At 44.9% G+C, this 24,303-nt stretch carries 20 protein-coding genes, 2 pseudogenes and 1 riboswitch; of the genes and pseudogenes, 17 read left to right on the forward strand and 5 right to left on the reverse strand.

Annotated features, from left to right (window positions below; all coding sequences use genetic code 11):
• The first annotated feature begins 10 nt into the window (after positions 1-10).
• The 6 genes from N39L_RS03705 (at position 11) to N39L_RS03730 (ending at position 6,440) form a co-directional block, all read left to right on the forward strand.
• A complete protein-coding gene (locus N39L_RS03705; RefSeq protein WP_006619735.1) occupies positions 11-1,897 on the forward strand; it encodes a response regulator in 1,887 nt (628 codons plus the stop codon).
• 100 nt (positions 1,898-1,997) lie between these two features.
• Positions 1,998-3,965: a PAS domain-containing sensor histidine kinase gene (locus N39L_RS03710; RefSeq protein ID WP_006619736.1), complete on the forward strand. Its 1,968-nt coding sequence runs from the start codon at positions 1,998-2,000 to the stop codon at positions 3,963-3,965.
• A gap of 46 nt (positions 3,966-4,011) precedes the next feature.
• On the forward strand, positions 4,012-4,389 hold the full coding sequence (locus N39L_RS03715; RefSeq protein WP_006619737.1) for a response regulator: 378 nt from the start codon (positions 4,012-4,014) through the stop codon (positions 4,387-4,389).
• Positions 4,390-4,592: 203 nt separating this feature from the next.
• Positions 4,593-5,783 carry a GGDEF domain-containing protein gene (locus N39L_RS03720; protein WP_006619738.1) on the forward strand — a complete coding sequence of 397 codons (1,191 nt, stop codon included), beginning with the start codon at positions 4,593-4,595 and terminating at the stop codon, positions 5,781-5,783.
• Positions 5,784-5,864: 81 nt separating this feature from the next.
• A complete protein-coding gene (locus tag N39L_RS03725) occupies positions 5,865-6,047 on the forward strand; it encodes a hypothetical protein (RefSeq protein ID WP_014274343.1) in 183 nt (60 codons plus the stop codon).
• A gap of 18 nt (positions 6,048-6,065) precedes the next feature.
• Positions 6,066-6,440, forward strand: a complete 375-nt coding sequence (locus N39L_RS03730) for a hypothetical protein (RefSeq protein WP_006619739.1) — start codon at positions 6,066-6,068, stop codon at positions 6,438-6,440.
• Between the two features lie 164 nt (positions 6,441-6,604).
• Here N39L_RS03730 and N39L_RS03735 read toward each other — a convergent pair whose 3' ends face one another.
• The 4 genes from N39L_RS03735 to N39L_RS03750 form a co-directional block, all read right to left on the reverse strand.
• Positions 6,605-7,672, reverse strand: coding sequence for a hypothetical protein (locus N39L_RS03735; protein ID WP_014274345.1), 1,068 nt, complete (start codon positions 7,670-7,672; stop codon positions 6,605-6,607).
• A gap of 192 nt (positions 7,673-7,864) precedes the next feature.
• Positions 7,865-8,362: a hypothetical protein gene (locus N39L_RS03740; protein WP_014274346.1), complete on the reverse strand. Its 498-nt coding sequence runs from the start codon at positions 8,360-8,362 to the stop codon at positions 7,865-7,867.
• Between the two features lie 54 nt (positions 8,363-8,416).
• The gene (locus tag N39L_RS03745; protein WP_014274347.1) at positions 8,417-9,247 is read right to left on the reverse strand and encodes a ParA family protein; all 831 of its coding nucleotides are present in this window, start codon (positions 9,245-9,247) and stop codon (positions 8,417-8,419) included.
• A gap of 20 nt (positions 9,248-9,267) precedes the next feature.
• Positions 9,268-9,744, reverse strand: a complete 477-nt coding sequence (locus N39L_RS03750; protein WP_006619740.1) for a hypothetical protein — start codon at positions 9,742-9,744, stop codon at positions 9,268-9,270.
• Between the two features lie 173 nt (positions 9,745-9,917).
• A riboswitch (cobalamin riboswitch) is annotated at positions 9,918-10,062 on the forward strand.
• A 340-nt stretch (positions 10,063-10,402) separates the two neighbouring features.
• On the opposite strand from N39L_RS03750, the gene metE reads away from it, so the two are divergent.
• From metE to N39L_RS03785, 7 genes are all read left to right on the forward strand, one after another.
• Positions 10,403-12,685: a 5-methyltetrahydropteroyltriglutamate--homocysteine S-methyltransferase gene (metE, locus tag N39L_RS03755; RefSeq protein WP_014274349.1), complete on the forward strand. Its 2,283-nt coding sequence runs from the start codon at positions 10,403-10,405 to the stop codon at positions 12,683-12,685.
• A 62-nt stretch (positions 12,686-12,747) separates the two neighbouring features.
• Complete coding sequence (locus tag N39L_RS03760; RefSeq protein WP_006619742.1) at positions 12,748-13,266, forward strand: hypothetical protein; 519 nt, start codon at positions 12,748-12,750, stop codon at positions 13,264-13,266.
• A gap of 27 nt (positions 13,267-13,293) precedes the next feature.
• On the forward strand, positions 13,294-14,400 hold the full coding sequence (locus N39L_RS03765; RefSeq protein ID WP_006619743.1) for a fatty acid desaturase: 1,107 nt from the start codon (positions 13,294-13,296) through the stop codon (positions 14,398-14,400).
• Positions 14,401-14,511: 111 nt separating this feature from the next.
• Positions 14,512-14,697 (forward strand): hypothetical protein, encoded by a 186-nt coding sequence (locus N39L_RS03770; RefSeq protein ID WP_006619744.1) that lies wholly within the window; start codon positions 14,512-14,514, stop codon positions 14,695-14,697.
• Between the two features lie 10 nt (positions 14,698-14,707).
• Positions 14,708-15,256, forward strand: a complete 549-nt coding sequence (locus N39L_RS03775; protein ID WP_006619745.1) for a c-type cytochrome — start codon at positions 14,708-14,710, stop codon at positions 15,254-15,256.
• Between the two features lie 56 nt (positions 15,257-15,312).
• On the forward strand, positions 15,313-16,311 hold the full coding sequence (locus tag N39L_RS03780) for a methyltransferase domain-containing protein (protein WP_014274350.1): 999 nt from the start codon (positions 15,313-15,315) through the stop codon (positions 16,309-16,311).
• Positions 16,312-16,475: 164 nt separating this feature from the next.
• Positions 16,476-16,979, forward strand: coding sequence for a DsrE family protein (locus N39L_RS03785; protein WP_006619747.1), 504 nt, complete (start codon positions 16,476-16,478; stop codon positions 16,977-16,979).
• An 87-nt stretch (positions 16,980-17,066) separates the two neighbouring features.
• On the opposite strand, the gene thrS is transcribed toward N39L_RS03785, so the two are convergent.
• Positions 17,067-18,935 (reverse strand): threonine--tRNA ligase, encoded by a 1,869-nt coding sequence (thrS, locus tag N39L_RS03790; protein WP_006619748.1) that lies wholly within the window; start codon positions 18,933-18,935, stop codon positions 17,067-17,069.
• A gap of 885 nt (positions 18,936-19,820) precedes the next feature.
• Here thrS and ltrA point away from each other — a divergent pair.
• From ltrA to N39L_RS03820, 4 genes and pseudogenes are all read left to right on the forward strand, one after another.
• Positions 19,821-21,589 (forward strand): annotated as a pseudogene (gene ltrA / locus N39L_RS03805) (group II intron reverse transcriptase/maturase).
• Between the two features lie 147 nt (positions 21,590-21,736).
• Positions 21,737-22,292 (forward strand): annotated as a pseudogene (locus tag N39L_RS03810) (IS607 family transposase); the annotation flags it as partial.
• On the forward strand, positions 22,183-23,379 hold the full coding sequence (locus tag N39L_RS03815; RefSeq protein WP_081471133.1) for an RNA-guided endonuclease InsQ/TnpB family protein: 1,197 nt from the start codon (positions 22,183-22,185) through the stop codon (positions 23,377-23,379). The pseudogene N39L_RS03810 and the gene N39L_RS03815, both read left to right, overlap by 110 nt.
• A gap of 69 nt (positions 23,380-23,448) precedes the next feature.
• A complete protein-coding gene (locus N39L_RS03820; protein ID WP_231852086.1) occupies positions 23,449-24,201 on the forward strand; it encodes a pentapeptide repeat-containing protein in 753 nt (250 codons plus the stop codon).
• The last annotated feature ends 102 nt before the right edge of the window (positions 24,202-24,303 follow it).

The following is a 24,303-nucleotide window of genomic DNA, read 5'->3' on the forward strand; positions in this document are numbered from 1 at the left end:
AAGTGCATCAATGCGTATTCTTCTGGTTGAGGACGATTTACACCTAGCAGATGCTCTGGTCGCCATGCTGACGAGCCAGAAATATCAGGTAGATGTCGTCAATGATGGACAGCAGGGATGGGAATATATCCAAAGCAGCAGTTATGATCTGGTTTTACTGGATATAGAATTACCATTGCTGGATGGTATTAGTTTATGTCACCAATTACGATCGCATAATTTCCAAGTTCCGATACTGCTATTAACGGCGCGCAATAATCAACAGGACAAAGTTAAAGGCTTAGACGCGGGAGCCGATGACTACATGGTTAAACCCCTAGATATTGCGGAATTATCGGCTCGTATCCGTGCTTTGCTGCGTCGTAGTAGCGAGGGGACATCATCAGTATTCACCTATGAAAAAATGGTGCTGGATACTAGCACCTGCGATGTTACTTATAACGGAAAACCGATTAAAGTAACCCCGAAAGAATATGGGTTACTGGAACTGTTAATGGGGGACCGTCAACGGACTTACAGCATTGATAAAATCCTAGATAAGTTGTGGACTTTTGATGATCCGCCTTCTGCTAATACGGTCCGGGCTCATATTAAGGGATTACGGCAAAAACTAAAAGCGGCTGGTGCTGGTGCTGAGTTTATCGAAACTGTCTATGGGTTAGGATATCGGCTGAATCAGAATTTGGAGAAACTCCATTCAGCTACCGCTACGGCTAACTCAGAACCGGATAGCGATCGCCAATTCCAACTGAATCAATCGATCCAAAAAGTTTGGGAAAGATTTAGAGAGACCCTAGACGATCGGATAATTACGATTGAAAAAGCGATCGCCGCCGCCAATGACGGACAGATCAATCTGCAAATGCAAAAACAGGCGCGCCAGGAAGCCCACAAACTAGCCGGATCACTGGGAACCTTCGGACGGAGGGAAGGGTCAACGGTGGCTCGTGAGATCGAGCTGATCCTGCAACTGGACACCCCCCTAATTAGTGAACACCTACCATCTCTATCAATTCTGATTGATCGCCTACATCAAATTGTCGAAACCGATCGCCCCAATAATTGTACATCTGACCAACAGCAAATCGATTCTCCCCGGCTACTAATCATTGACACCAACGAGCCATTTATCCAAAATCTAATTATAGAAGCGAGTCGTCATCAGATCCAAGCCGAAATTATCACGGAAGAGGCGACCATACGGCAAATATGCGATCGCACCCCCAGCGGTAGGGAAGAAAATATGCTTCAACTCCTCCCGAATCCCCAAGTAGTCCTACTCAACTTTGATCGCTATCCTTTCCGTCAGCTATTAGTTGACCTAACCCAACAAAATCCCCCCATACCTACGGTAGTATTCACCACCCAAGGAGATATCAGTAAGCGAGTGGAAGTGGTGCGCCTGGGTGGTAGTGCCTTTTTAGAAAAACCCGTTACGATAGAAAGAGCGATCGCTGTAATCAGGGACGTTTTCCGTCAGCATTATGCCATCAATACCCGGGTAATGATAGTCGATGATGACCCCCAAATGTTAGCAGCAATCCAAACCTTGCTGCAACCTTGGGGTATTCAAACCATAACCCTAGGAGATCCTCGGCAATTTTGGAAAACTCTGGAATCAAGCCACCCTGACTTGTTAGTTTTAGATATAGAAATGCCGCATCTCAATGGCATTGAATTATGCCAAATTGTCCGCAATGATCCTCGCTGGCGAGGAATTCCGGTTATTTTTGTCACCGCCCAAACCGATCGCCAAATTCGCGAGCAAGTTTTTCAAGCCGGAGCCGATGATTATTTAACCAAACCTTTCACCGGATCGGAACTTGCTACTCGCATTGTTAATAGACTCAAAAGAACTCAGAACCTAGCCACCAGAACCGATTTTGCCTATCACTAAAACCGCTAGATATTCTAGCTATTGTATGACCTAATTCTACATAAAATAAATTCATTTTATTTCATCTCATTTATATGCTCCATGAGGTTTTTAAAATCCAATGGCGAGAAAAAAAACTCCGAAAAAAACGAAACTCATCCAGTCACTCAAAGCAGCCAATCGACAACTGAAGCAAGAAATTGCCGATCGCCTGCGGGTTGAGGAAGCATTACGAGCCAGTTCCGAACTATTGCAAACGCTAATTAATGCTATTCCGGATCTGGTTTGTTTTAAGGATAGCCAAGGGAGATGGCTAGAGGCAAATCAAGCAGTTTTAGACCTGTTGCAATTAAATAAGATTGATTATCGTGGTAAAACTGATGCCGAAATTTTTGATATAATTAAACACGTGAATGCTTTATCTTGTTATCAAAAAATACTTTTAGATTCTCAGTGTAAAGACGAAAAAGCTTGGCAGTTACAGAAAGTCTATCAAGAAGAAGAAAAAATTCGTCAAAATGATGGCATTCTGAGAATTTATGATGTGATGAAAGTGCCACTTTTTACAGCCACGGGAGTCCGGAAAGGGTTAGTAATTTTGGGTCGAGATATTACCGCAAAAAAACAGGCAGAAGCCGATTATATTCGTTTAGCATCGATGGTAGAATCTTCGGAAGATGCGATTATTGGTAATACCTTAGATGGTATAATTGTCAGTTGGAATGAAGGAGCCAAGCAAATCTATGGTTATAGTGCTGTGGAAGCCATTGGCTCTCCGATTTCGATGTTGGCTTTACCAGAACGACCTAATGAAATGCCTCGCATCTTAACTAGCATTACGGCGCAAGGCGGTATTGATCATTATGAAACCATCCACGTCCGCCAAGATGGTGCAAATATTGATGTTTCTCTAACGATTTCCCCTATTAAAGATGCTTTAGGTCAAATTACAGGCATTTCCATGATTGCCAGGGATATTAGTTATCGTAAAAGAATTGAGTGTACCCTGGAGCAACTGCGCCACCAAAATGAGTTAATTCTTGATTCGGCGGGGGAAGGAATTTGTGGTCTTAACCGAGATGGTAAAATCACCTTTATTAATCCGGCTGGGGCGCGCATGACTGGATATGATATTAGAGAACTAATCATGAGCGATTTACGGCAGATTACTAAAGGCCATTGTCGTTCCCAGACCCCAGGGGAACCCCACCCAGATAGCCTCCAGCCCTCGCCAATTTTTGCTACCCTAGAAGATGGGAAGGTTCGCTATGTTACAGATGGGGTCTTCTGGCGCAAGGACGGGACAATTTTACCTGTGGAGTATGTCAGTACGCCCATGCGACAGGAAGGGGCGATCATTGGGGCTGTGATCACGTTTAAGGATATTACGGAAAGGCAGGCGATGGAAAAGATGAAGGATGAGTTTATTTCTGTCGTTAGCCATGAATTGCGTACTCCCCTGACTTCTATTCGTGGTTCTTTGGGGCTATTATCTAGCGGCTTATTAGCCTCTAGTCCGCAAAAAAGCGAACGGATGTTAGATATCGCTATGTTTAATTGCGATCGCCTCATGCGTTTAGTTAACGATATCCTTGACCTGGAGAGAATGCACTCGGGTCAGCTTCCCATGGAGAAGCATTGGGTCAATGTGGCGGATTTGATGATACAAGCTGCTGATGAAATGTTACCCGTGGCGGAGAAAGCCGGGGTTGATCTCTGTGTGGTTCCTCTGGAATTTAAAGTGATGGTTGATCGTGATCGGATTATTCAAATGCTCACCAATTTGTTGAGCAATTCCATTCGCTTTTCTGGGGCTAACAAGCGGATTGATTTTACCGCCAAACCACAGGAAAATCATGTTTTGATTTCCGTGCGCGATCGCGGTCGTGGTATTCCACCAGATAAAATTGAGACTATCTTTGGTCGTTTTCAACAGGTGGATGCGTCGGACTCTCGACAAAATGGGGGGACTGGATTGGGACTGGCTATCTGTCGCAGCATTGTCCAACAGCATGGCGGTAAAATTTGGGCGGAAAGTATTTTTGGCGATGGAAGTACATTTTTTGTCAGCCTACCCATTAACCTCTAAATTGATGCGAAGCGGCATCAGAATCAGAAATAGTAAAGGAAAACAGATGACAACTAAGCGAATTCTATTAATTGATGATGAAGATGACATCCGAGAAATTGCTCAACTGAGTTTGGAGATGATCGGTGGATGGAGTGTAATTACTGCCTGTTGTGGTATGGAAGGCATAGAAACTGCGGAAAGCGAACAGCCGGATGCAATTATGCTTGATGTGATGATGCCGGATTTAGATGGTTTTGCTACTTTTCAAAAACTACAAGCGAACCAGCAAACGAAAGATATTCCTGTGATTTTACTGACGGCGAAAATTCAAGATCGCGATCGCCAAAAGTTTGATAGTCTCGGTGTCAGTGGTGTAATTGCTAAACCCTTTGAACCTCTGTCTTTGGCTGAAGAGGTTGCCCAAATTCTGGGCTGGGCTTAACCCAAGTTCTATCTGAGCTAGTCTAACTTAATCTGGTACGGGCAAAAAATTTTTGCCCCCACCATATTTTCACCACCATATTAACTTACTGGAAATTTTATATGAGTGATAGTACAATAGTAATTGTGGTTCAATAACGCTATCATATCATTGATGAACCCAGCGATATTAATCACCAAAATTGAATAGTTTCATTACCATCAATGCACTTACAAACCCTGATTTTGACTACCGCGTTGAACTTTACAGCTAACGGTGTATTCTTAATGGCTTTTTTTAAGGTTAGGAATCACGATTTTCTCAAATGGATGGCTTATGGATGCTTTTCATTCGCTTTGGGATGTCTGTTATTGTTTTTGAGGTTTAGCTATGGAGTTAATGTATATACACTGCCATTATCTAATATATTTCTAGCCTTAATGCCCATTTTGCTAACCCATTCTATTTTCATTTTTTTAGACAAATCTATCAATCGTAAAATCCACAAATTATATATAATTATTGCGCTCAGTGTACTGGTTTTTAGCCTGATTTTTCTCATCTCGATTATGCACCATAAGTGGATACCTGGAATATACACATCAGCCCTAAATGCAATTTTTTACCTGATACCAGGATTAATTGTCCTCCGAGAACCGGTGCGTAGAAATACAATTATTAGGATCATGCTTTGGCTTGATCTGATGCTGTTTATAGTTCTGATTGCCAGAACATTAATCCTCCTAAATTTCTGGCTTTCTCCGAGTACCGATGATACAATAAGCAACTTTCACATGATGGGTTTACTGCTGTTTATGACCATCCCCTGCGTCAATGCCCAGACCCTCTGCTTTCCGGTACTCGACTTCATGGAAACCTATAGGGAGCTACTGGTAGCCAACAAAAAACTTGAGCAGTTATCAACCATTGACGAATTGACCGGGCTATTAAATCGCCGCTTTTTAAATTCTAGGCTAGAACAAGAGATAGCTTACCACCAGCAAATGGGCTTCCCACTCTCTATAATGTTGATAGACATAGACCATTTTAAAAAAATCAATGATCAGTTCGGACATTTAGCTGGTGATTATGTCCTCCAAAAAGTCGCGAAACTCACAAATCAATTGTTGAGAGTCAATGATTTAGCATTCCGATATGGTGGGGAAGAATTTATGGTTTTGTTACCCAGAAGCGAAATTTTACAAGCCCTAGACATGGCAGAGCGTCTGCGGGTGAGTATTTCCCAACTGTACTTTAACCATCCTGATATCCCATCTGATTTTCAGATAACGGCTTCTTTTGGTCTCTCAGAATTGACCAAAGATTTGCGATGCTTAGATGATTTATTGAAACAAGCAGACCTCGCACTCTATCAAGCGAAGTCTCAAGGTCGCAACCAAGTTTGTATGGGATAACCAGACTTTTATTTTACCCGGTTGGGATTAAAATCCAAGGCGTTGAGGTTGGCTGATAGTTATGAGTTGGCAGGCGGGTGATTGGTTGCACCGGGGAGGATATCGAGGCGATCGCTCATTTATGAAACCTTCGACCTCATTGGTCAAGTCATGGGAGTACCCGATCGCACTACCGGATTAAAAGACTATAATTTAAGGGCGAAAGCCATTGACAAGTTAATTGGATTGTCATACCCTAAACAAAGGGCAATTGTGATCAGATAATATTAAGGTTTACGCGCCATGAAGTTCGGATCAAATTTGCTAGAGAAAGCTGCCTACCTGAGCAGTGTCCTTATCGCCTCCAGCTTGATGCTAATGGAGCCAGGTCAAGCACAATCGAGCCGAAACTATCGGGGCCGTTGCAGTTTTTATGGTCAGAACCAACCCCAAGCGCAGTCAACTGGTTGCTCCATTGAACAAAGTTCTCGGAGAATTGTGATCCGTTGGGATGATGGTTATACCACAAACCTAGAGTACGACTCGAATTCCCGTCAATGGCGATCGATACCCTCACAGTCGAGAAGTACGGTTCGCTTTTATTCAGAAACAGGGGATGTAGCTCAAGTGGAAATTCATGGAGGCCCTGGCCAGGGATTGATTGTGATTAGTCGTTAATCAGCTTGTGCGACACTAGAGCAAACATTCTGAATTATCCGCCCCCAAAACCATGATCATATTTATAGCCTGAGTGTTGTTAATAGCAACCCTAAGTCGCTAATTATCAGTCAAAAGCACAGATTTATCATCGCTGCTTAATATATGGTTTGATTACTGACCAATTAAGAACTTTGTCCCGCACGCCGAGCCAGAGATAAAACGCGAGGGCGCGCCCTACCTGTCAGTTTAAAGTTTAACCCATAACGGAAGATTTCCGGCATATAATAATCATCTTTTTCCTGAATGACTACGCCATTATCTAATAAGGTTTTAATTTCCTCAGTCGATAACTGAGCAGCTTCGCGGCTAAAAGGAATTTTGCGGTTAGCGTCTGCCAATTTCTGTAATTTCGCAAAAATCTTTTTTAAGGCAGTATTTTCGATCTGAATTTCTTTTATTTTCTCCTTGCTACAGTCACGTAAAGCATCCCGAATTGCTTTAGGAATAAGGATTCGATACTGCCACCGAGTATCATTCATAGATTTATCAGCGGCTATCTTTAAAAATCTGACCAAATCTCGCGATTGAATTTGACCGTTGAAATCAGAAAGAGCAGCCAGGACAAATTGCACAGAACGAGCTTCTTTAGATTTTTCACTACCCAATTTTTTACCCCACAGTGGGACTAAAGTATCGGTGATTTCCTCCTCGCTCATATCTGGCAGTTTGTCAAGATTAATGTTAAAATCTGGAAGGGCTTTTTTGGTAACCCAAACCACTAATCTAAGTGCTTCTTGCCGATTCCATTTTAAGGCATAAGGCTGATAACGAGCCATCATCTGAGCGGCATTTTGACGCACCGCCGCCAAGACAATATCTCGCCGGACAAAAATAATTATTCCCAAAGGACGACCGGGCTGTTGCGCCAACCATTCCGGTACTTCTTGCAGTAAAGCGCGTAGAGCTTTTTGTTGATTTTCATCATTATCAAAGTTTTGAAATAAGTCTTCTAGCCCATCAATGACGACAATAAGCTGCTGTTTTTTTTCAAATAAATGGTCGGTTAATTTTCGACCCGCCCCGGCTTCCTCCGGTTTAAATCCCACCCCCCAAGCTATGACATCTAGCCAACATTCCCGCCACTGACCTTCATGGAGGTTTCCCGTCTGATTTTGTCTTATATAATCCCGAATATCGTTAGAGAATTTAGGATGAGAAAACATTAATATTTTGGCAGTTTCTCTTTGCACATTTTCGACTATTATTTTGGCAGTATTCTCTAAATTGTTTGATGATAATATGGGAGCTATCAAGGCATTATTTGTGACTGTTTACCCAGTTTCCTGGACAAATTTTTCCCAATTTTGACGGCGAACAATTTGCATAAATGTATAAGTTTTTCCTGAACCTTTAGCGCCCACTACGACTGTAATAGGGAGTTGTCATCGATGGTCTGAAGCCAATTGCTTTAAAGGAATCGTTGCCAAAAAATTATCGATTTGTGCTGTCTCAGCATAAACCAATTTTTCCGCCAATTCTTTAATCTGTTGTCGTTGAGATTTTAAACTTAAACTAGGAAGACTTTCTGGGATTGATGCACCACTTGGACTAGGCAACCAATCTAGCAGTGGACTAACTGCATCTACAATACCCGATCGCTCTAGCTTACTCATCACCTCTTCCCAAGTAGGAGGTAAAACCAGCAAACTATCAGCAAAGGGGGTAATTACTCTGAGAATATCCCCATTGTCTTCGATAAATGTTTTGGCGGCTTCCAGCAATTGTTGTTCAGGTTCAATCACCCAATCGGTGAATTTTTTATCTTCAGGAACTTGGCTGAAAATTAAGGCGGGGAATGGGTCTTCTTCTCTGGTGGAAGGCGATCGCTCTCCAATCAGTTCTAAAACTCTCGCCGTTCCGGCGCTCGATTGTCCGCTCAAGGTAGTAACAAATATCCGATAAACTCGCGGATCTAAAATTAAACCTGTCGCTAATTATGAGAGTCCAGCCCGCAAGTCTACCAAGACCACATCGACTCCCAGATATTTCCCGAGACGGGCTAAGATATCGGTCAAGATAAAAGCATTTTGAGAACCTTGGATCAGATGTTCTGGTCGAATTTCTAAAGAGGTAAATCCTGAAGTAGAGCGAAATGATGGCAGAATAAATATCCCATCAATTAAGGCATTTTGTAGGCGATCGCTCACTAATTGAATGGCGGTTTCATAATGGGGAGATTCATCACCATGAACCAATGCTAACAAGTCCGCAAAAGAAACGGGAGGATAGGGCAATCTTCGCTCAAATAACCAACTAATTCCCGGAGGTTCTAAGTCCCCATCAACTAACAGAACCGTTTGTTTTTTAGCAGTTAAAGCCTTGGCTAAGGCGATCGCATGAGTAGTCCTTCCCACTCCACCTTTAAAAGAATGAAACGCCACCACTGGGGGAAAATCTGATGGCATAATAGCCGGAGGTTCGACATTCTCACTAGGAGGAAAAAGCACTCCAGGTCTGGATAAACTCGGAGTCAGTCTAGGAGTTGGGGGGTCTTCCTCGGTTTCTTCCCACCAAATCGGCAAAATCCGTTGATTTTCATCAACACTCTCTAAGATAATATAATTATTTCGGAAGCGAGGGTCGTAGATTTCACTCAGCCAATTTTGGGCTTCTGCTTGAGTTCCCGGACGAATTCCCATGGTTAACCCGTCCCAGTAGGTTCGCGCCCAAACCAACCCGTTTGGCCATTTATTTTGCTTTTTTTTCCGCAGCAAAACTTCTTCTACATCAACCCAAGTATAAAGACGAATATCTGAGGGAATCATCGGTTTATGTTCTCCTTAATTCATTGGCTAATACTGTTTAACCACTCAACTAAAACTTTTTCATCTTCAGGCTTAATATTAATACCATATCGCCAAGCTTGATGAGCTTTTTCTATGTTTAAAGTTGAACCACCTTGGGCTAGATGAAAATTGGGAGTTTGGCTAATTATGCTGGCGGAAATTTTCAGTTCCTTGACCCATCTATCTAGGTTATGACCAGATTCATATAAGAGGGTTGGATCGGGAATCAGTGCTGTGGTTCGCAACTGGTTTCGTTTGAGCAAAATGCTCTTTAGCCCACATTCAACCGCATAGAATAGGAGTAAATAAGCCGAAATCTGTTTAATTTGTTCAGCCGATTGAAAATGAGTATGAAAGGCTTGCCGTAAGTCGCTCACCCCGACCTGAATTTTTTGAGAACCCTGCATTTTGACTATCTTTGTTTTCAGAGGGGATAAGTAGGCGATCGCCTTTGGTTCTTTGGCTATAGCGATCACGACTGTATTTGAGAATTTTAGCTCTCGTGCCGTGGCTCTCCCATGGACTTTGGGCGGCTTGGCCGCTTGGTGAAACCCTAAGCCCTAGAAACCGGGTTGCTGACATCTATCGTTGTTCCCCCAGTTTACAGTAACTTTTCCATGATTTCGTCAAATCTCCGCTTCGTGTGTTATCATGCTTAAATATTGTCGGTTCTGATGGGGACCAGCCATCAGACGTAAGGGGGAAAGTCCGGCGTAAATCCGGCGCTGTCCCGCAGCTGTGAGGAGAGACACAACTCTCGAAGTCAGAATGCCCGCCGAACTGTCTCCTCTGGAGATGCACCAAAAACTGTTATTTTTCGTCTGCGAGGTACGGATGATGGTTCGTTTAGCTTTTTCACAATTAATATTGCCTTCATTTTTTAGGACGACTCCCCTGGCGTTGCATGGGTAGCGCCCTGATTTGAAATTGCCATTTTGAGAAAACTAGCCTTATGTAGACATTGACTGGCAGAGGGTCACTCGTCCAAAGCGTGACTCTAATCAGTCTGGTCTGAGTATTGCTCAACTCAATTTGGCAGATATTCTGCTGCGCTCAATTGTTCACTCCGCTGGTTTGTCGCGGGGATGGACTAGATTTCTGTGACTATTTTCACCATAAGGACAAGGGCAATTTATGACCTCGGAAATTTATACACAAACCCGTCTGGAAACCGCGACTCTCGGCTATCCTCGTATTGGTAAAAGTCGCGAGTTAAAAAAGGCATTAGAAGCCTTTTGGCGGGGTAAATCGGACGCAGAAACCCTCATCCAGACTCGGAATGAAGTTGAGTTCAAAAACTGGGAAACTCAACTTCATGCCGGTATCGATCGCATTGGTATTGGCGACATGAGCCTCTACGATCACGTTTTAGACTGGAGTATCCGCTTAGGCATCATTCCCGAACGGTTTGCATCCTTTAGCGGACTTGACCGTTATTTTGCCATGGCGCGGGGTTTTGATGGCATTCGAGCCCTAGAAATGACTAAATGGTTCGATACCAACTATCACTACCTCGTCCCAGAAATTCCCGAAACATTGCAGCCACCAGACTTTAGCGATTTCCTGGAAACTGTGCAGCGGGCTCAAACCTTATTGGGCGATCGCGCTGTTCCCATGGTTTTGGGTCCGGTGACTTTGCTGCGGCTGAGTCGTTTCGAGATGAATCAAGATCAGGCGGGGAAACAACTAGGCGATCGCTATCTCCTGCTTCTCCAAGAACTCCAAAAAATGGGTGTCGCTGAAGTCCAAATCCATGAACCCGCTTTAGTATTGGGAGATGCCGCCAACTTCAAACAACTCTATCAATCCACCTATCAATCGCTCAGTCAAGTCGGCTTACCCATTCACCTCATCACCTACTTTGATGACTTGGGAGACAATTACCCCTGGGTGATGGAATTACCCGTAGCTGGCATTAGTTTAGACTTCACCCGTGGGCGGAACCTGGAGTTATTGCAACAGTATGGTTTCCCCGACGATAAAGAGTTGGGGGCGGGAATTATTGATGCCCGCAACGTCTGGAAAATTCGCCCCGACTCCGTTTTGTCAACCCTGGAAGCCATTTCCCGTGTCACCCCTAACCTGCGGATTCAGCCGTCTGCTTCCCTGCAATTTGTGCCATACGATGCCCAGCGAGAAACCAAACTCCCCGAACCCTTGCGGTCCGTTTTGAGCTTTGCTGAACAGAAGTTAGTAGAAATCACACTGCTGGCTGATTGGGCCGATCGCTCCTATGGAACCCAAGAACCTGACAAGTATCTGGAAGTCATCCGCAGCCAATGGCAAACCTTCCAGGAATTTAGCCCAGTTAATCAGGGGGTAAAAGAACGCCTGCAAAATCTGACCTCCCAGGATTTAGAGCGGACTTTGCCTTATGAACAACGTCAAGAACGCCAGCCCGTTTTGCCCCCATTCCCCACCACCACCATCGGGTCTTTCCCCCAAACCTCCGAAGTGCGGCAACTGCGGGTGAAACTGAAACGGGGTGACATTACCCAAGCCGAATATGAAGCGGCGATCGATGCCGAAATTGCCAAGTGCATCCAATTCCAAGAAGAAGCCGGACTCGATGTATTGGTACATGGCGAATTTGAGCGCACCGATATGGTGGAATTTTTCGGTGTGCAGTTATCTGGCTTTGCCTTTAGCGAACATGGTTGGGTGCAAAGTTACGGCAGCCGTTGCGTGCGTCCCCCGATTATTTATGGAGATGTCGCCCGCACCGGACCCATGACAGTTCGAGAGTTTAAGGTAGCCAAATCCCTGACCGATAAAATTGTCAAAGGGATGCTAACCGGTCCGGTCACCATGATTAACTGGTCATTTACCCGCACCGATATTCCGCGCAGTGAACAAGCCATGCAGATTGCCTTAGCCTTGCGCGATGAAGTCGCTGACTTAGAAGCGGCTGGGGCGAAGATGGTGCAAATTGATGAACCTGCCTTGCGGGAAGGACTCCCCCTCAAGCCAGAACGTTGGGATGAGTATCTATCCTGGGCGGTGGATGCTTTCCGTTTATCTGCGGCTATTGCCAAACCCCAAACCCAAATCCATACCCATATGTGTTACTCGGAATTTGGGGATATTATTGAGCATATTGAGCGGTTGGATGCGGATGTATTGTCCATTGAAAATAGCCGCAGCAATAACGAAACCCTGTTTGAAATTACTGATGCGGGCTACAAACATCAAGTGGGGAACGGCGTTTATGATGTCCACAGCCCAGCGGTTCCCAGCACTCAAGAGATGGTGCAACAGTTAAAAACCGGGGTGGCTAATTTGCCCGTTCAACAGATTTGGGTTAACCCTGATTGTGGCTTGAAAACACGGGGTTGGGAAGAGGTGATTCCTTCCCTGAAAAATATGGTGGAGGCGGCAAAAATCCTGCGCCAAGAAGCTAATCTGACTGAGAAATAATTGATGCCTAAATCCCCCGTTTTCACAACGGGGGAATCTGTGCCAACCTCCTGATATTTCTTATGAATGAAACAGATAGCGCCAAGAATCAGCCGCCAAATCCGCCGATGAATTGGCAGCAAGATTTTATTGCTACGAATCTATTGGCTCTAGGCTATAACGCCTGGGTAGGGTATCTCAATGGTGAACGGGGTGCGGTGATTTGTAGCACCAGTACGTCAACAGTAGGAATTGCGGGGGAGGTTTTTAAGGTTCACTATGTACCCAGATCGCGTCTCGCCCCTTTTCTAAATGCGTGGCTGGCTGCCCCTGACACGGTGATTCTGCGACACCACTTTATGAATGCTCACATTTTGGAAGCTGTGGATACTTACAGCCCAGAAACCGAGTTAGTGTTTCTGTTGGAGTCATTAAATCAGGTGACATTCTTATACCTAAAAAATTTGCCGATTACCCCCCCGAAGTGCTACGAGCAAATCTGCAAACACTGGGAAGAATTTCAGCCCGACGTTTTTCCATTAAATCAGAAAATTGTCCAACCCGGCGGGGGGCGATCGCCCAGGGTCTCGGAACCAGAATAAACTCATCCCCACCTATAGACAAAAACAATGGATACACTCAAAAAATCAGATTTTGTCTTGACTCCATACATCAAAAGCAGCAACCTGCGCGCTACCTATCAAATTCTCAATACCGTTGTGCCTTATGTTCTTTTATGGATGTTAGCGCCGGGTGCGGCATCTATTTCTTTATGGCTTCTACCTCCGATTATTGCCCTGCTGATTCTCTTCTCCCTGCGCTGTTTTTCTTTGATGCACGATTGCGGACATTATTCTCTTTTTCCGTCAAAAAAGATGAACCGAATTATCGGATTTGGGCTCGGTGTAATCAATGCCATGCCCCAATATGGCTGGTCAAGAGATCATGCTTACCATCACCAAACTAATGGCGACTGGGAGCGCTATCGGGGTGTCGCAGATTTCTTGTCTACTGACGAGTTTGATCAGCTTGATCCGTTAAATCAAAAACTTTATGAAGTCCTACGACATCCATTGATGGCTATTCCGGGCGGTTTTTTTTACCTGGTTATCAAGCCTAGACTTATTTTAATCCTGGGAGTTTACGACTTCGCCCATCATGTATTAACTGATTTGCCCAAAGGTTCGGAGTTTCACTTAGCGCAAACTATATCCGCTCATCAGTCAAAATACTGGCAATCTGCTACTGAGTTTTGGGATCTCTTGTTTAACAATATTTGTGTGGTCGGGGGCTGGGTTTTTCTCAGTCATTTATGGGGCTTTGGGCTGTTTTGGAGTATTTACTCCATTACCCTCAGTTGTTCGGCAACGATTTTTATCTGGATATTTTTTGTACAACATATTTTTGAGGGGTCTTATGCCCATAAAACAGCCGGATGGGACTATGTTTTGGGAGCTGTTCAGGGGAGTAGTTATTTAGAATTGCCAGCCCTCCTCAGATGGTTTAGCGCCGACATTGGCTATCACAATATTCATCATCTCTCGTCGAGAATTCCTAATTACTATCTCGCCGCTTGTCATCAGGAAAATTGTCATTTGCTCTCGGAGGTGAAGACACTGCATATTAGGGATTTACTAGACTGCTCCAAATTCCTGCTGTGGGATGCACAATCAAACCGCTTGGTTGCGATCGCCTCCTTTCGTCAGACGGCACAGATGAACACTGCTCTAAAATAGCGAAATTCCTCAACCTTGCTCATGACTTTTAATCAATACCTTGATGCCCTTTAACTTGACCATTTTCAATTATATGGCTATCGCCTTGAGTTCAATTTTGGCAGAAATACCATGCTCAAATATTATCTATGTCGCTCCGGAAAAATTCCCACTTCTGTCCATCCTTTTGTTAAACAGGAGGAACTTAGAAAAGCTCAACCCCAGCCTCAACCGGGGGCAATTCAAGTTATCTATCGACTCCGAAATGCTTTTTTAGGAGTTTGGCGATCGCTCTCAAAAAGGAATTCACAACCATAATATCTTCCCCATGACTCAATTAATTCGCTTTATTTGTACCCTCGTAATTGCTGTATTACTGGTTATTTTGGGAGGTTTTTTGATGAAAGTTTATCCCCATTCTTTCACAGATACAACTAACAATCCTGCCATCAATTTAAGCTCAAATACTTCTGGGTCAGCCGTAGACAGGGATTTAGCGATCGCCTATCGTCGCCAATACATGAAAGCATTGTCAGCCCATTATCGTTCTCTCGAAGCGATTTTGGAAAAAAATGCCCCTTTTGCCAATCAAACTCTAACCCACATTAATAGCTTATTATCCCTAGCTGAATATATGCCCGAAGTTTTCCCACCCGGAACCGCTATGACCCACGCAGAAGGCTGGGGAGCCAAGCCATTAATTTGGTCAGAACCCGATAATTTTTCTCGACTGATTGCCAACTTTCAAACCTCACTTGAAACCCTGAAAACTGTGGTTAACAATCAACAAAATCCCATTAATGCGATCGAGTCATTTACACAAGTCAGACAAACGTGCTTAGATTGTCATAGCACTTATCGAGTGCGCCAACCTTAACCCAGAAACCCAGTTTCTTTAGTTCACCCAATCCTAAATTATAACACAATTATACCATGTTCAACCTTTTTTTAATCATCATTAGTCTGCTTTTGTTCGCACTTCTCCTAGGATTAGCACTTTACCTCCTTTCCCCTCGGAAATATCAATCCGCCGATTCTGTTGCCAGCTCCTATGATGATTGGACCAATGACGGCATCCTGGAATTCTACTGGGGGGAACATATCCACCTCGGTCACTATGGCTCACCGCCACAACCCAAAGACTTCCTGAAAGCTAAAGAAGACTTTGTGCATGAAATGGCTCGTTGGGGGGGATTAGACCGCCTACCTCCCGGCACAACAGTTTTAGATGTCGGTTGTGGTATCGGTGGCAGTAGTCGCATTCTAGCGCGAGATTATGGCTTTGCCGTCACAGGCATTACCATCAGCCAAGAGCAAGTCAAACGCGCTCAGGAACTCACTCCAGAAGGTCTTAGCGCTCAGTTTCAGGTGGATGATGCCTTAGCGTTATCTTTCCCCGATGCCAGTTTTGATGTGGTTTGGTCTATTGAAGCCGGACCCCATATGCCCGATAAAGCCCAATATGCGCGAGAGATGATGCGGGTATTAAAACCGGGGGGCATTTTAGTGGTGGCGGACTGGAATCAACGGGACGATCGCCAAAAACCTTTGAACTTCTGGGAAAAACCCGTGATGCGGCAACTCTTAGATCAATGGTCTCATCCCGCTTTCTCTAGTATTGAAGGCTTTGCCGAACTCATAGAGGAGACAGGACTTGTTTCTGGGGAAGTCAGCACCGCCGACTGGACTGCAGAAACCCTCCCCTCTTGGCTAGATTCTATTTGGCAGGGGATAATCCGTCCACAGGGGATTATTCGCTTTGGGGTGACCGGATTTATTAAATCTTTGCGAGAAGTCCCCACATTCGTGTTAATGCGGTTAGCCTTTGGGGCGGGGTTGTGTCGGTTTGGGATGTTTCGGGCTGTTCGCGCAGCCTCGCCCGTTGAGGAGATGGCTGTATCCGGTCAAACCAGTGAAGCGTTACCAAAATAATCAAGATTTGAAGTTTCTATCCTCAAATGTTAATTAAGGGGAAAAGTCAACACCGTTCTCTTGATTGGAGCCGCCGCCAATTCTGCTAAAATCCTGATCAACCCCTAGTGCCAGCATCTGGCTGGCTTCTAGGACTGCTCCCATGGCATTGTTAGGAAGGTTTTATGAGAAAAACGCATCTGGGTTTAGCGATCGCCGCACTTAGCCTTTTAGGAGTGTTGGCAGAGCCGTCGGTCAACCTTTCCCGCACCGCCTCGGCTCAACATCAGACCCAAGTCGGACAATCCCAAACCAGGGGTGATGGGCAAAATATTATTATGCACCTGACTCATGGCACCGATGACCTTCATGCGGCTTTCATGGCTTTGAAATTAGGCACAAACCTCCAAAAACGGGGCGCTCAGGTGACACTGGTTTTGACTTTGGAGGGGGTGAGAATTGCCTCTAGAAATCAACCCTTAGACTTGCGCTGGGGTAGTAGTCCGATGACCTTGGCTCAAATGTATGATGATTTTGTCGCCGCTGGAGGCAAGGTCATGGTTTGTCCTGCTTGTGCCGAAGCCGCCGGAATCACCGCTGCGAATTTGCGGAATGGCGCTCAATTGGCACAAGAGAATCAGGATATTCCTAGTTTGATTTTAGCTGCCGATAAAATTATTGGTTTCTAGTTAGTTTTTGACCTCAACAGGGAATTGGGTTTTCATTTCCAATTCCCTGTTGAGGAAATCTCTCCAATTATCCAACTATTCGTCTAGTTAATAACTTGAGGATTTGGCCGCGTTCGCCTTCAATATTTCCTCAGTCAACTGGGGCAGAGTCATCGTTCCTATATCTCCCCTTGAGCGAGTTCGCACACTCAAAGATTGATTATCTAACTCCCGCTGACCAATCACCACTGTAACCGGGATTTTCTCCAGTTCACAGGCGCGAATTTGTTTCCCTAAACGCTCCCCAGTATTATCGACTTCCGCGCGAATATTCTGCTGTTTTAAACTTTGGACAATGGATTTGGCATAATCTCGAAAGCGATCGCTCACGACTAACACTCGCACCATTACCGGAGCCAACCACAGGGGAAAATCTCCCGCATAATTCTCAATTAAAATCCCAAAAAATCGCTCCAAAGACCCAAAAATTGCCCGGTGAATCATAATCGGACGTTGCCGAGAACCATCCGCCGCCACATATTCCATATTAAATCGTTCCGGCAAATTAAAATCCACTTGAATCGTCGAACATTGCCACAATCGAGCGATCGCATCTTGAATTTTAATATCTATTTTGGGTCCATAAAAAGCCCCGCCGCCTTCATCGACCACATAATCCCAGCCTTTAATATTCAGAGCAGAAATTAAAGCATCCGTCGCTAATTGCCACACCCCATCATTCCCCACAGATTTACTCGGACGAGTCGAAAGATTCACTTCATATTTACTAAAGCCAAAATCCGATAAAATTTTTTCCGTCAAATTTAACACCCCTAAAATTTCATCTGCCACCTGTTCGGGCAAACAAAAAATATGGGCATCATCTTGAGTAAACCCCCGCACTCGCATCAATCCATGTAATACCCCAGAGCGTTCATACCTATACACCGTGCCTAACTCTGCCCAGCGAATTGGCAACTCTCGATAAGAGTGCAAATGACTTTGATAAGTCAACACATGAAACGGGCAATTCATCGGTTTTAATTGATAGGATTGGTTCTCAATCTCTATCTGGTCAAACATATTTTCTCGGTAAAAATCATAGTGACCGGAAGTTTTCCACAGTGCTAAATTAGCAATGTGTGGCGTGTATAATAACTCGTAACCCCCTTGCAGATGGGCTTGCCGCCAATAATCCTCAATTAAGAGGCGCATTCTTGAGCCTTTAGGATGCCAAAATACTAAACCGCCTCCGGCATCTTCTTGGATGCTAAATAAATCTAACTCCTGTCCTAACTTGCGGTGGTCGCGTTTTTTGGCTTCTTCTTTCTGCTGCCAATAATATTCTAGTTGTTCTGGAGTTTCCCAAGCCGTGCCATAAATTCGTTGCAGTTGCGGTAAGGTTTCATCTCCGCGCCAATAAGCCCCGGCTACACTTTCTAACGCCAAAGCATCTGGATTAATTTCGCCCGTAGAGTTCAGGTGAGGTCCTGCACATAAATCCCACCAAAATTCCTGGGGGGGAATAACCACGGGTTCCATCAGAGAGGGTTCGACTTCGGGATGAACCGCCCGCCCCATATCTGGGCTGCCGATAAAATACCGAGTCATGGTTTCTGTTTCGGGAATACTATCGAGAATTTCTAACTTTAATGGTTCGTTTAATTGCTGAATTTCTCCCCGCATTTGTTCTCGGTTTACTTCTTCCCTAATTACTGGCAAGTTACCTTTGATGATGCGTTTCATCTCCTTCGTTATTTCCCCCAAGTCTTCCGGGGTGAACGGTTCTTTCCGGTCAAAGTCATAGTAAAACCCGGTGTCGGTGGTGGGACCAATGGCGACTTTGGTTTCGGGAAATAGTTTTTGCACCGCCATTGCTAGGATGTGAGCGCAGGTGTGGCGAATTCGCCGCAGCTTTTCTCGATCGCTTTGGTAATGGTTTTCCTCAGACGTGGGACGGTTGATTTGACTGAGCATACTAACCCCAGTGTGAGAACGATTATCATTTTAATATATCATCTGAGCAATGGGCAAGTATGTGTTAAGGCGATCGCCTCCCAAGGTTTGATCAAATCCTAGAGAGCATGATTTAATCTCAAATTAGGTTAATATTTTAGGGCAATATGGTATAAGAAGCGAGAATAGGTGCGAGACGTTTAGGAATCAAATAAGGCTGCAATGCCTGAAATAACCTCCTAGTGGGATTTTCACCCCTTGATGAAATATAAGGGACTCGTACTCTGACCATCCCATAACTGTTTATATGTCCCAACGTTTGTATAGAAATATACAAAACAAGGCAGGGAACCCAAGGTCAAAACGAACTGACTCATACAAATTCCTTATAGGAAGCCCAGAAATGGATAAGTAAAATCAGGAAATTAGGGTAACGGCGATAGCCACCCCCAGTTTTGGGAATCACAACCCCAGGATTGAAGCGGGGAACGGAAGGCTCCGAGGTGTAACCCAACACCAGAACCGAGACCACTGCCAACCATCCATGATTAGGGAAACCGAATGTCCGGCTTGAACCATCGTCATTGTTAAGTAGCGAAACAGGTTGATACGCTGCGCTCAAAAGAGTAAGGGGAAAAGTAGGGGCTTCTATTCACTACCTACACAGACCTTTAAAAGTACCCCGGTGGAAAGGACAAATCTAAAGATGGAATGCCCATATAAACGGAACGTTTTAAGTCCTCCTGGACTCTGATTATCTGGTCGAGATATCAGTAGGGATAAGTGTAACCGCAAGTCCTAGAGGATGTGAGATGTGACCAAAAGCCAACGCCCTACTGTAATGGAAGGGATATGCTAACAGGTCACGGTTTGATTGTAAAGAAATAGAGCCTAGTAGGTGTACAAATGGCGATAGCGAGTTTAAAGAAAGGGTTTGGGAAACCAAAACCAATCAAGACTACGAACAACGCATGGAAGGCAATCCCATGGACTAAGGTTCAACGGAAAGTTTTCAAGCTCCAAAAGAGTATATTTCAAGCAGCTAAATCGGGACAGGATGCAAAGGTAAGAAGGTGGCAACGTCTATTGGTGAAATCATATTATGCCCGGCTCCTAGCAGTGCGACGAGTAACCCAAGATAATCAAGGCAAGAAAACAGCCGGAATCGATGGAGTAAGAGCAATCTCTCCAAGACAAAGGTTAGAACTTGTCAAAAACATTAAGGGAAATCTCAAACCAAAACCACTGCGAAGGGTGTGGATTCCAAAACCTGGTAGGGATGAAAAAAGCTGGAATAGGCATACCCACAATCCAAGACAGAGCAAGGCAAGCCTTGGTTAAGTCGGCTCTCGAACCTGAATGGGAATCGAGATTTGAGGGCACGAGCTATGGGTTCCGACCCGGACGGTCAGCACAAGATGCAATAAGTAGAATATATATTGCCATAAATCAAGGACAATACTATGTTCTTGATGCTGATATAGCAAAATGCTCTTACCGTGAACCATGATTACCTATTGTCCAAAATTCATTGTCCAAGCAGCTTGAAGAGAGACCTGAAACAATGGCTCAAAGCTGGCGTGCTAGATAACGGTGTATTTGAGGATACAGAAGCAGGGACACCCCAAGGAGGGGTAATAAGTCCAATACTCGCCAACATCGCACTGTTGGGTATGATTAGGTTAATTGAAAAACTGTATCCCAAGAAAACAGACAATCGCCCTTATGCGAACGTTATAAGATATGCCGATGATTTTGTGGTCATATCCAAAGACCTAGGAATCATTGAACAGTGCAAGACTGCTATTTCTGAATGGCTAAAACCTGTAGGATTAGAAATAAAACCTGAAAAGACTCGAATCTGTCATACACTCAAAACTATTGAGTATGACGGTAAGACTGAGGAACCTGGGTTTGATTTTCTAGGATTCAATATCAGGCAATACCCAGCAGGAAAATATAAATCTGGGAAAACAGGTGGGAAAGTAAGCCGATTAATCGGTCACAAAACCCATATAAAACCCAGCCAAAAAGCAGTCAAAGCCCACACAGAAGCGATAAAAGGTGTAATCAAGCAACATAAAGCAACACCTCAGTCAGCCCTGATTAGTAAACTAAACCTGATTATTCGGGGATGGTCAAATTATTATTCAGCGGTAGTCTCAACAGAGACCTTCAATAAGCTAGACAAAACAGTCTGGCAAATGTTAAGGGCATGGACAGTATCAAGATGCGGAAAGGCAAGTTACGAAAAACTAAGTAATTATTTCAGACATGGAACAATTAAACTTAGCAATGGGAAAGAAAGACACGAAAATTGGCTGTTTCAAACCAAAGATGGGTTACATCTGTTTAAACACAACTGGACTCCAATTGTCAGACATACCCTAATACGCCCTGACGCAACACCTTATGACGGAAATTGGACTTACTGGGCAACCAGGAAAGGACAAGCAATCGACACGCCAATTAGGGTAGCAAAACTACTCAAAAAGCAAAAAGGTAGATGTACCTGGTGTGGACAATTCTTTACCCCATCAGATATAATTGAAGTAGACCACATTGTACCTAGAAGCCATGGCGGAAAGGATGAATACAAGAATATTCAATTATTACATCGCCATTGTCACGACAATAAAACAGCTCTTGATGAAGAGATGATGCTGTACTCTTAACAAGGAGACGGTCAAATTAGGAGCCGTATGAGGTGAAAGTCTCAAGTACGGTTCTGTATGGGAGGGGGAGATGGCGACATCTCTCTCGACCCCTACTTTGAGGATAAACCTATTGCCAGATATGTCAAACCCAAGGAAGCGGTCTAAATCCTTGGAGTCCATGAAAGAACACTCCGCAGATGGGACGAAAATGGCTCAATCGAGACCATCAGAACCCCCGCTGGGCAACGACGATACAACGTTGAGTCATATTCTGATGCCATCACGCAGTGACAAACGCAAAGTCGTTATCTATGCCAGAGTTAGTAGCCGCGCCCAGCAGTCCGACCTCAACCGACAGGTGGCCGCACTGTCCAACCTCTACCCCGAAGCAGAAGTCGTCTCCGAAATCGGAGGCGGGCTCAACTTCAAGGGAAAGAAAATGCTGGCCTGACTGGGACAAGTCTTGTCAGGAGATGTCCGCATGGTTGTCGTTGCCCACCCAGACCGATTGGCCAGATTTGGATGGGACTTGTTTCGATGGCTCTGTGAGCAAAACAGGTGCTCACTCATGGTTCTCAACGAGACAAGTCTCAGTCGAGAACCAGAAATGGTTGAGGACATTCTCGCCATCCTCCACTGCTTCAGTTCCCGATTATACGGACGGAGTCAATATAAAACTCAGGTCAAAGAAGATCCGGATTTACCCCAGCCTAGAGCTAAATCAAGTCTGGCGCAAATGGCTGGCTGCTTGTCGGTATTGCTACAACCAAGCAATTGCATTATCCCGGAGTGGTAAACGACTAAGCAAACTGAAATTACGCAACGAAGTGATGCAGAGCGACTTACCCGAATGGGTCAAAGAAACACCCTGCCACATTCGGCAAAATGCCATCTTTGATGCCTATCAGGCTTTGACCGCCAGTCCTGGCGCAAGGCCACCGAGCTGTCGGGATAGTTCTCAAGCCATCAAGTTTAACAATGCTAATTTCTCTTCAGGGAGTTGGTATCCAAGACTAACGAAAGGATTAACTTTCATGGTTTCCGAAGCTATCCCTAAAACTTGCGGGCAAGGGACTCAGTTGGTGTTTACCAAAGGTCGATGGTTGGCGATTTTCCCTGAACCAGTTGCCGTTACCCCAACTGAAGCGAATGGCGTAATTGCATTAGACCCGGGCGTCCGAACTTTTATGACCGGGTTTGATGGCTCTCGGTTTCTGGAATTGGGCTCCGGGGATATTGGACGCATTACTAGGCTATGTCAACATTTGGATGATTTGATGAGCCGAATCGCCAAGGAACCCTGTCGTTCAAGAAGGCGACGGATGAGGCAAGCGGCTCAACGAATGAGAACCAAAATCCGCAATCTAGTTGATGAAGCCCACAAACAAATTGCTCACTACTTGACTCACAACTACAGCATAATTTTTCTGCCGACCTTCGAGACTTCCAACATGGTTGCCAAAGCCAAGCGGAAAATCAAATCCAAGACTGCCCGAGCCATGCTGACATGGGCGCATTATCGATTCAAACTAACCCTGAGACATCAAGGGGAAATAACTGGAACCACAGTTGTAGATGTGACGGAAGAATACACCAGCAAAACCTGTACTCACTGTGGTCATGTCCATTCCCAGCTAGGTGGCTCAAAAGTGTTCCGATGTCCTGAGTGTGGGTTCACTCTACCACGGGACTGGAACGGTGCTTTTGGAATCTTTCTAAAAGCTTTGCGGGATACCGCCTCTGTTACCTTAACGGGTAATAGTGCTATCGTAGCATTGTCAGGCAATAGCCGGATAAATGTCGCGTAAATGTATCAGTAATGTTATACCGTTTCGGATCAGGAGAATTTAATGAGACTCAAGATTCAGGCTGTAATCATGATGATCGCGCCATTGGGATTTATCACTGGTGCGATCGCCGCTGACTCTGATGACTTACAGAGGCTTATAACTACTAATCAGTGTCCTGGCTGTGATCTGCGGGAAGCGGACTTGTCAAGGGCTCAACTGTCTGGGGCTAATCTTTTTCAAGCCGATCTGGGCGGCGCTATCCTCCGACAAGCAGATTTACGCAGTGCTAATCTGCAAGAGGCTAATCTGTATAATGCCGACTTGGGGGGTGCGAGTTTAGCTGCTAGTAATTTGTTTAAGGCTAATCTCCACCATGCGAACCTACAAAGGGCTGATTTGCGTGAAGCCGATCTCGGTCAGGCTATGCTGGGTCGTGTAGACTTGCGGCGGGCTGATCTTAGGGATGCTAATCTATTTCAGGCTAACCTCGGTCAGGCTTATCTGGAAGAGTCCGATTTGATGAATAGCAATCTCCAAAGGGCTTTTTTATTTAGGGCTAATCTGGAACGTGCTAATCTGACCGGGGCTAATTTGCTGGGAGCAGATCTGCGGAGTGCTAATTTTTCTGATGCCGATCTCACTGGTGCCAGTCTGGTGGGTGCGGCTTTGAATGATACTAATATCAATCGTGCCCAACTGTCTAATACAAACTTGTCTGGTGCTTTGTTACAGGGAACAACTCTCGGTCCGCTCGTGTGCATTATTGATCAATCTGTTAATTGTGCCGCTCCCCCTGCGCCACCACCTCCCTTGCTTCCGGCAGATTTTTGGGACGATTAATCTCCTGAGATAGGGGTTTTTGAGTTTTTATCTGGCGATCGCTTTTCAGAATCCGGTAATGTGAGTATACTAAATGTGGGGGCTTAAAATCCCCATCTGCTC

The sequence above is a fragment of the Limnospira platensis NIES-39 genome, from assembly GCF_026000695.1.
Taxonomy (GTDB): Bacteria; Cyanobacteriota; Cyanobacteriia; order Cyanobacteriales; family Microcoleaceae; genus Limnospira; species Limnospira platensis.

Bases quoted from the DNA above. Each gene is read 5' to 3' on its own strand.
- N39L_RS03705 (WP_006619735.1), top strand. From the start codon at position 11: ATGCGTATTCTTCTGGTTGAGGACGATTTACACCTAGCAGATGCTCTG.
- N39L_RS03710 (WP_006619736.1), top strand. From the start codon at position 1,998: ATGGCGAGAAAAAAAACTCCGAAAAAAACGAAACTCATCCAGTCACTC.
- N39L_RS03715 (WP_006619737.1), top strand. From the start codon at position 4,012: ATGACAACTAAGCGAATTCTATTAATTGATGATGAAGATGACATCCGA.
- N39L_RS03720 (WP_006619738.1), top strand. From the start codon at position 4,593: ATGCACTTACAAACCCTGATTTTGACTACCGCGTTGAACTTTACAGCT.
- N39L_RS03730 (WP_006619739.1), top strand. From the start codon at position 6,066: ATGAAGTTCGGATCAAATTTGCTAGAGAAAGCTGCCTACCTGAGCAGT.
- N39L_RS03745 (WP_014274347.1), bottom strand. From the start codon at position 9,247: ATGATTCCCTCAGATATTCGTCTTTATACTTGGGTTGATGTAGAAGAA.
- metE (WP_014274349.1), top strand. From the start codon at position 10,403: ATGACCTCGGAAATTTATACACAAACCCGTCTGGAAACCGCGACTCTC.
- N39L_RS03760 (WP_006619742.1), top strand. From the start codon at position 12,748: ATGAATGAAACAGATAGCGCCAAGAATCAGCCGCCAAATCCGCCGATG.
- N39L_RS03765 (WP_006619743.1), top strand. From the start codon at position 13,294: ATGGATACACTCAAAAAATCAGATTTTGTCTTGACTCCATACATCAAA.
- N39L_RS03770 (WP_006619744.1), top strand. From the start codon at position 14,512: ATGCTCAAATATTATCTATGTCGCTCCGGAAAAATTCCCACTTCTGTC.
- N39L_RS03775 (WP_006619745.1), top strand. From the start codon at position 14,708: ATGACTCAATTAATTCGCTTTATTTGTACCCTCGTAATTGCTGTATTA.
- N39L_RS03780 (WP_014274350.1), top strand. From the start codon at position 15,313: ATGTTCAACCTTTTTTTAATCATCATTAGTCTGCTTTTGTTCGCACTT.
- N39L_RS03785 (WP_006619747.1), top strand. From the start codon at position 16,476: ATGAGAAAAACGCATCTGGGTTTAGCGATCGCCGCACTTAGCCTTTTA.
- thrS (WP_006619748.1), bottom strand. From the start codon at position 18,935: ATGCTCAGTCAAATCAACCGTCCCACGTCTGAGGAAAACCATTACCAA.
- N39L_RS03820 (WP_231852086.1), top strand. From the start codon at position 23,449: ATGATGATCGCGCCATTGGGATTTATCACTGGTGCGATCGCCGCTGAC.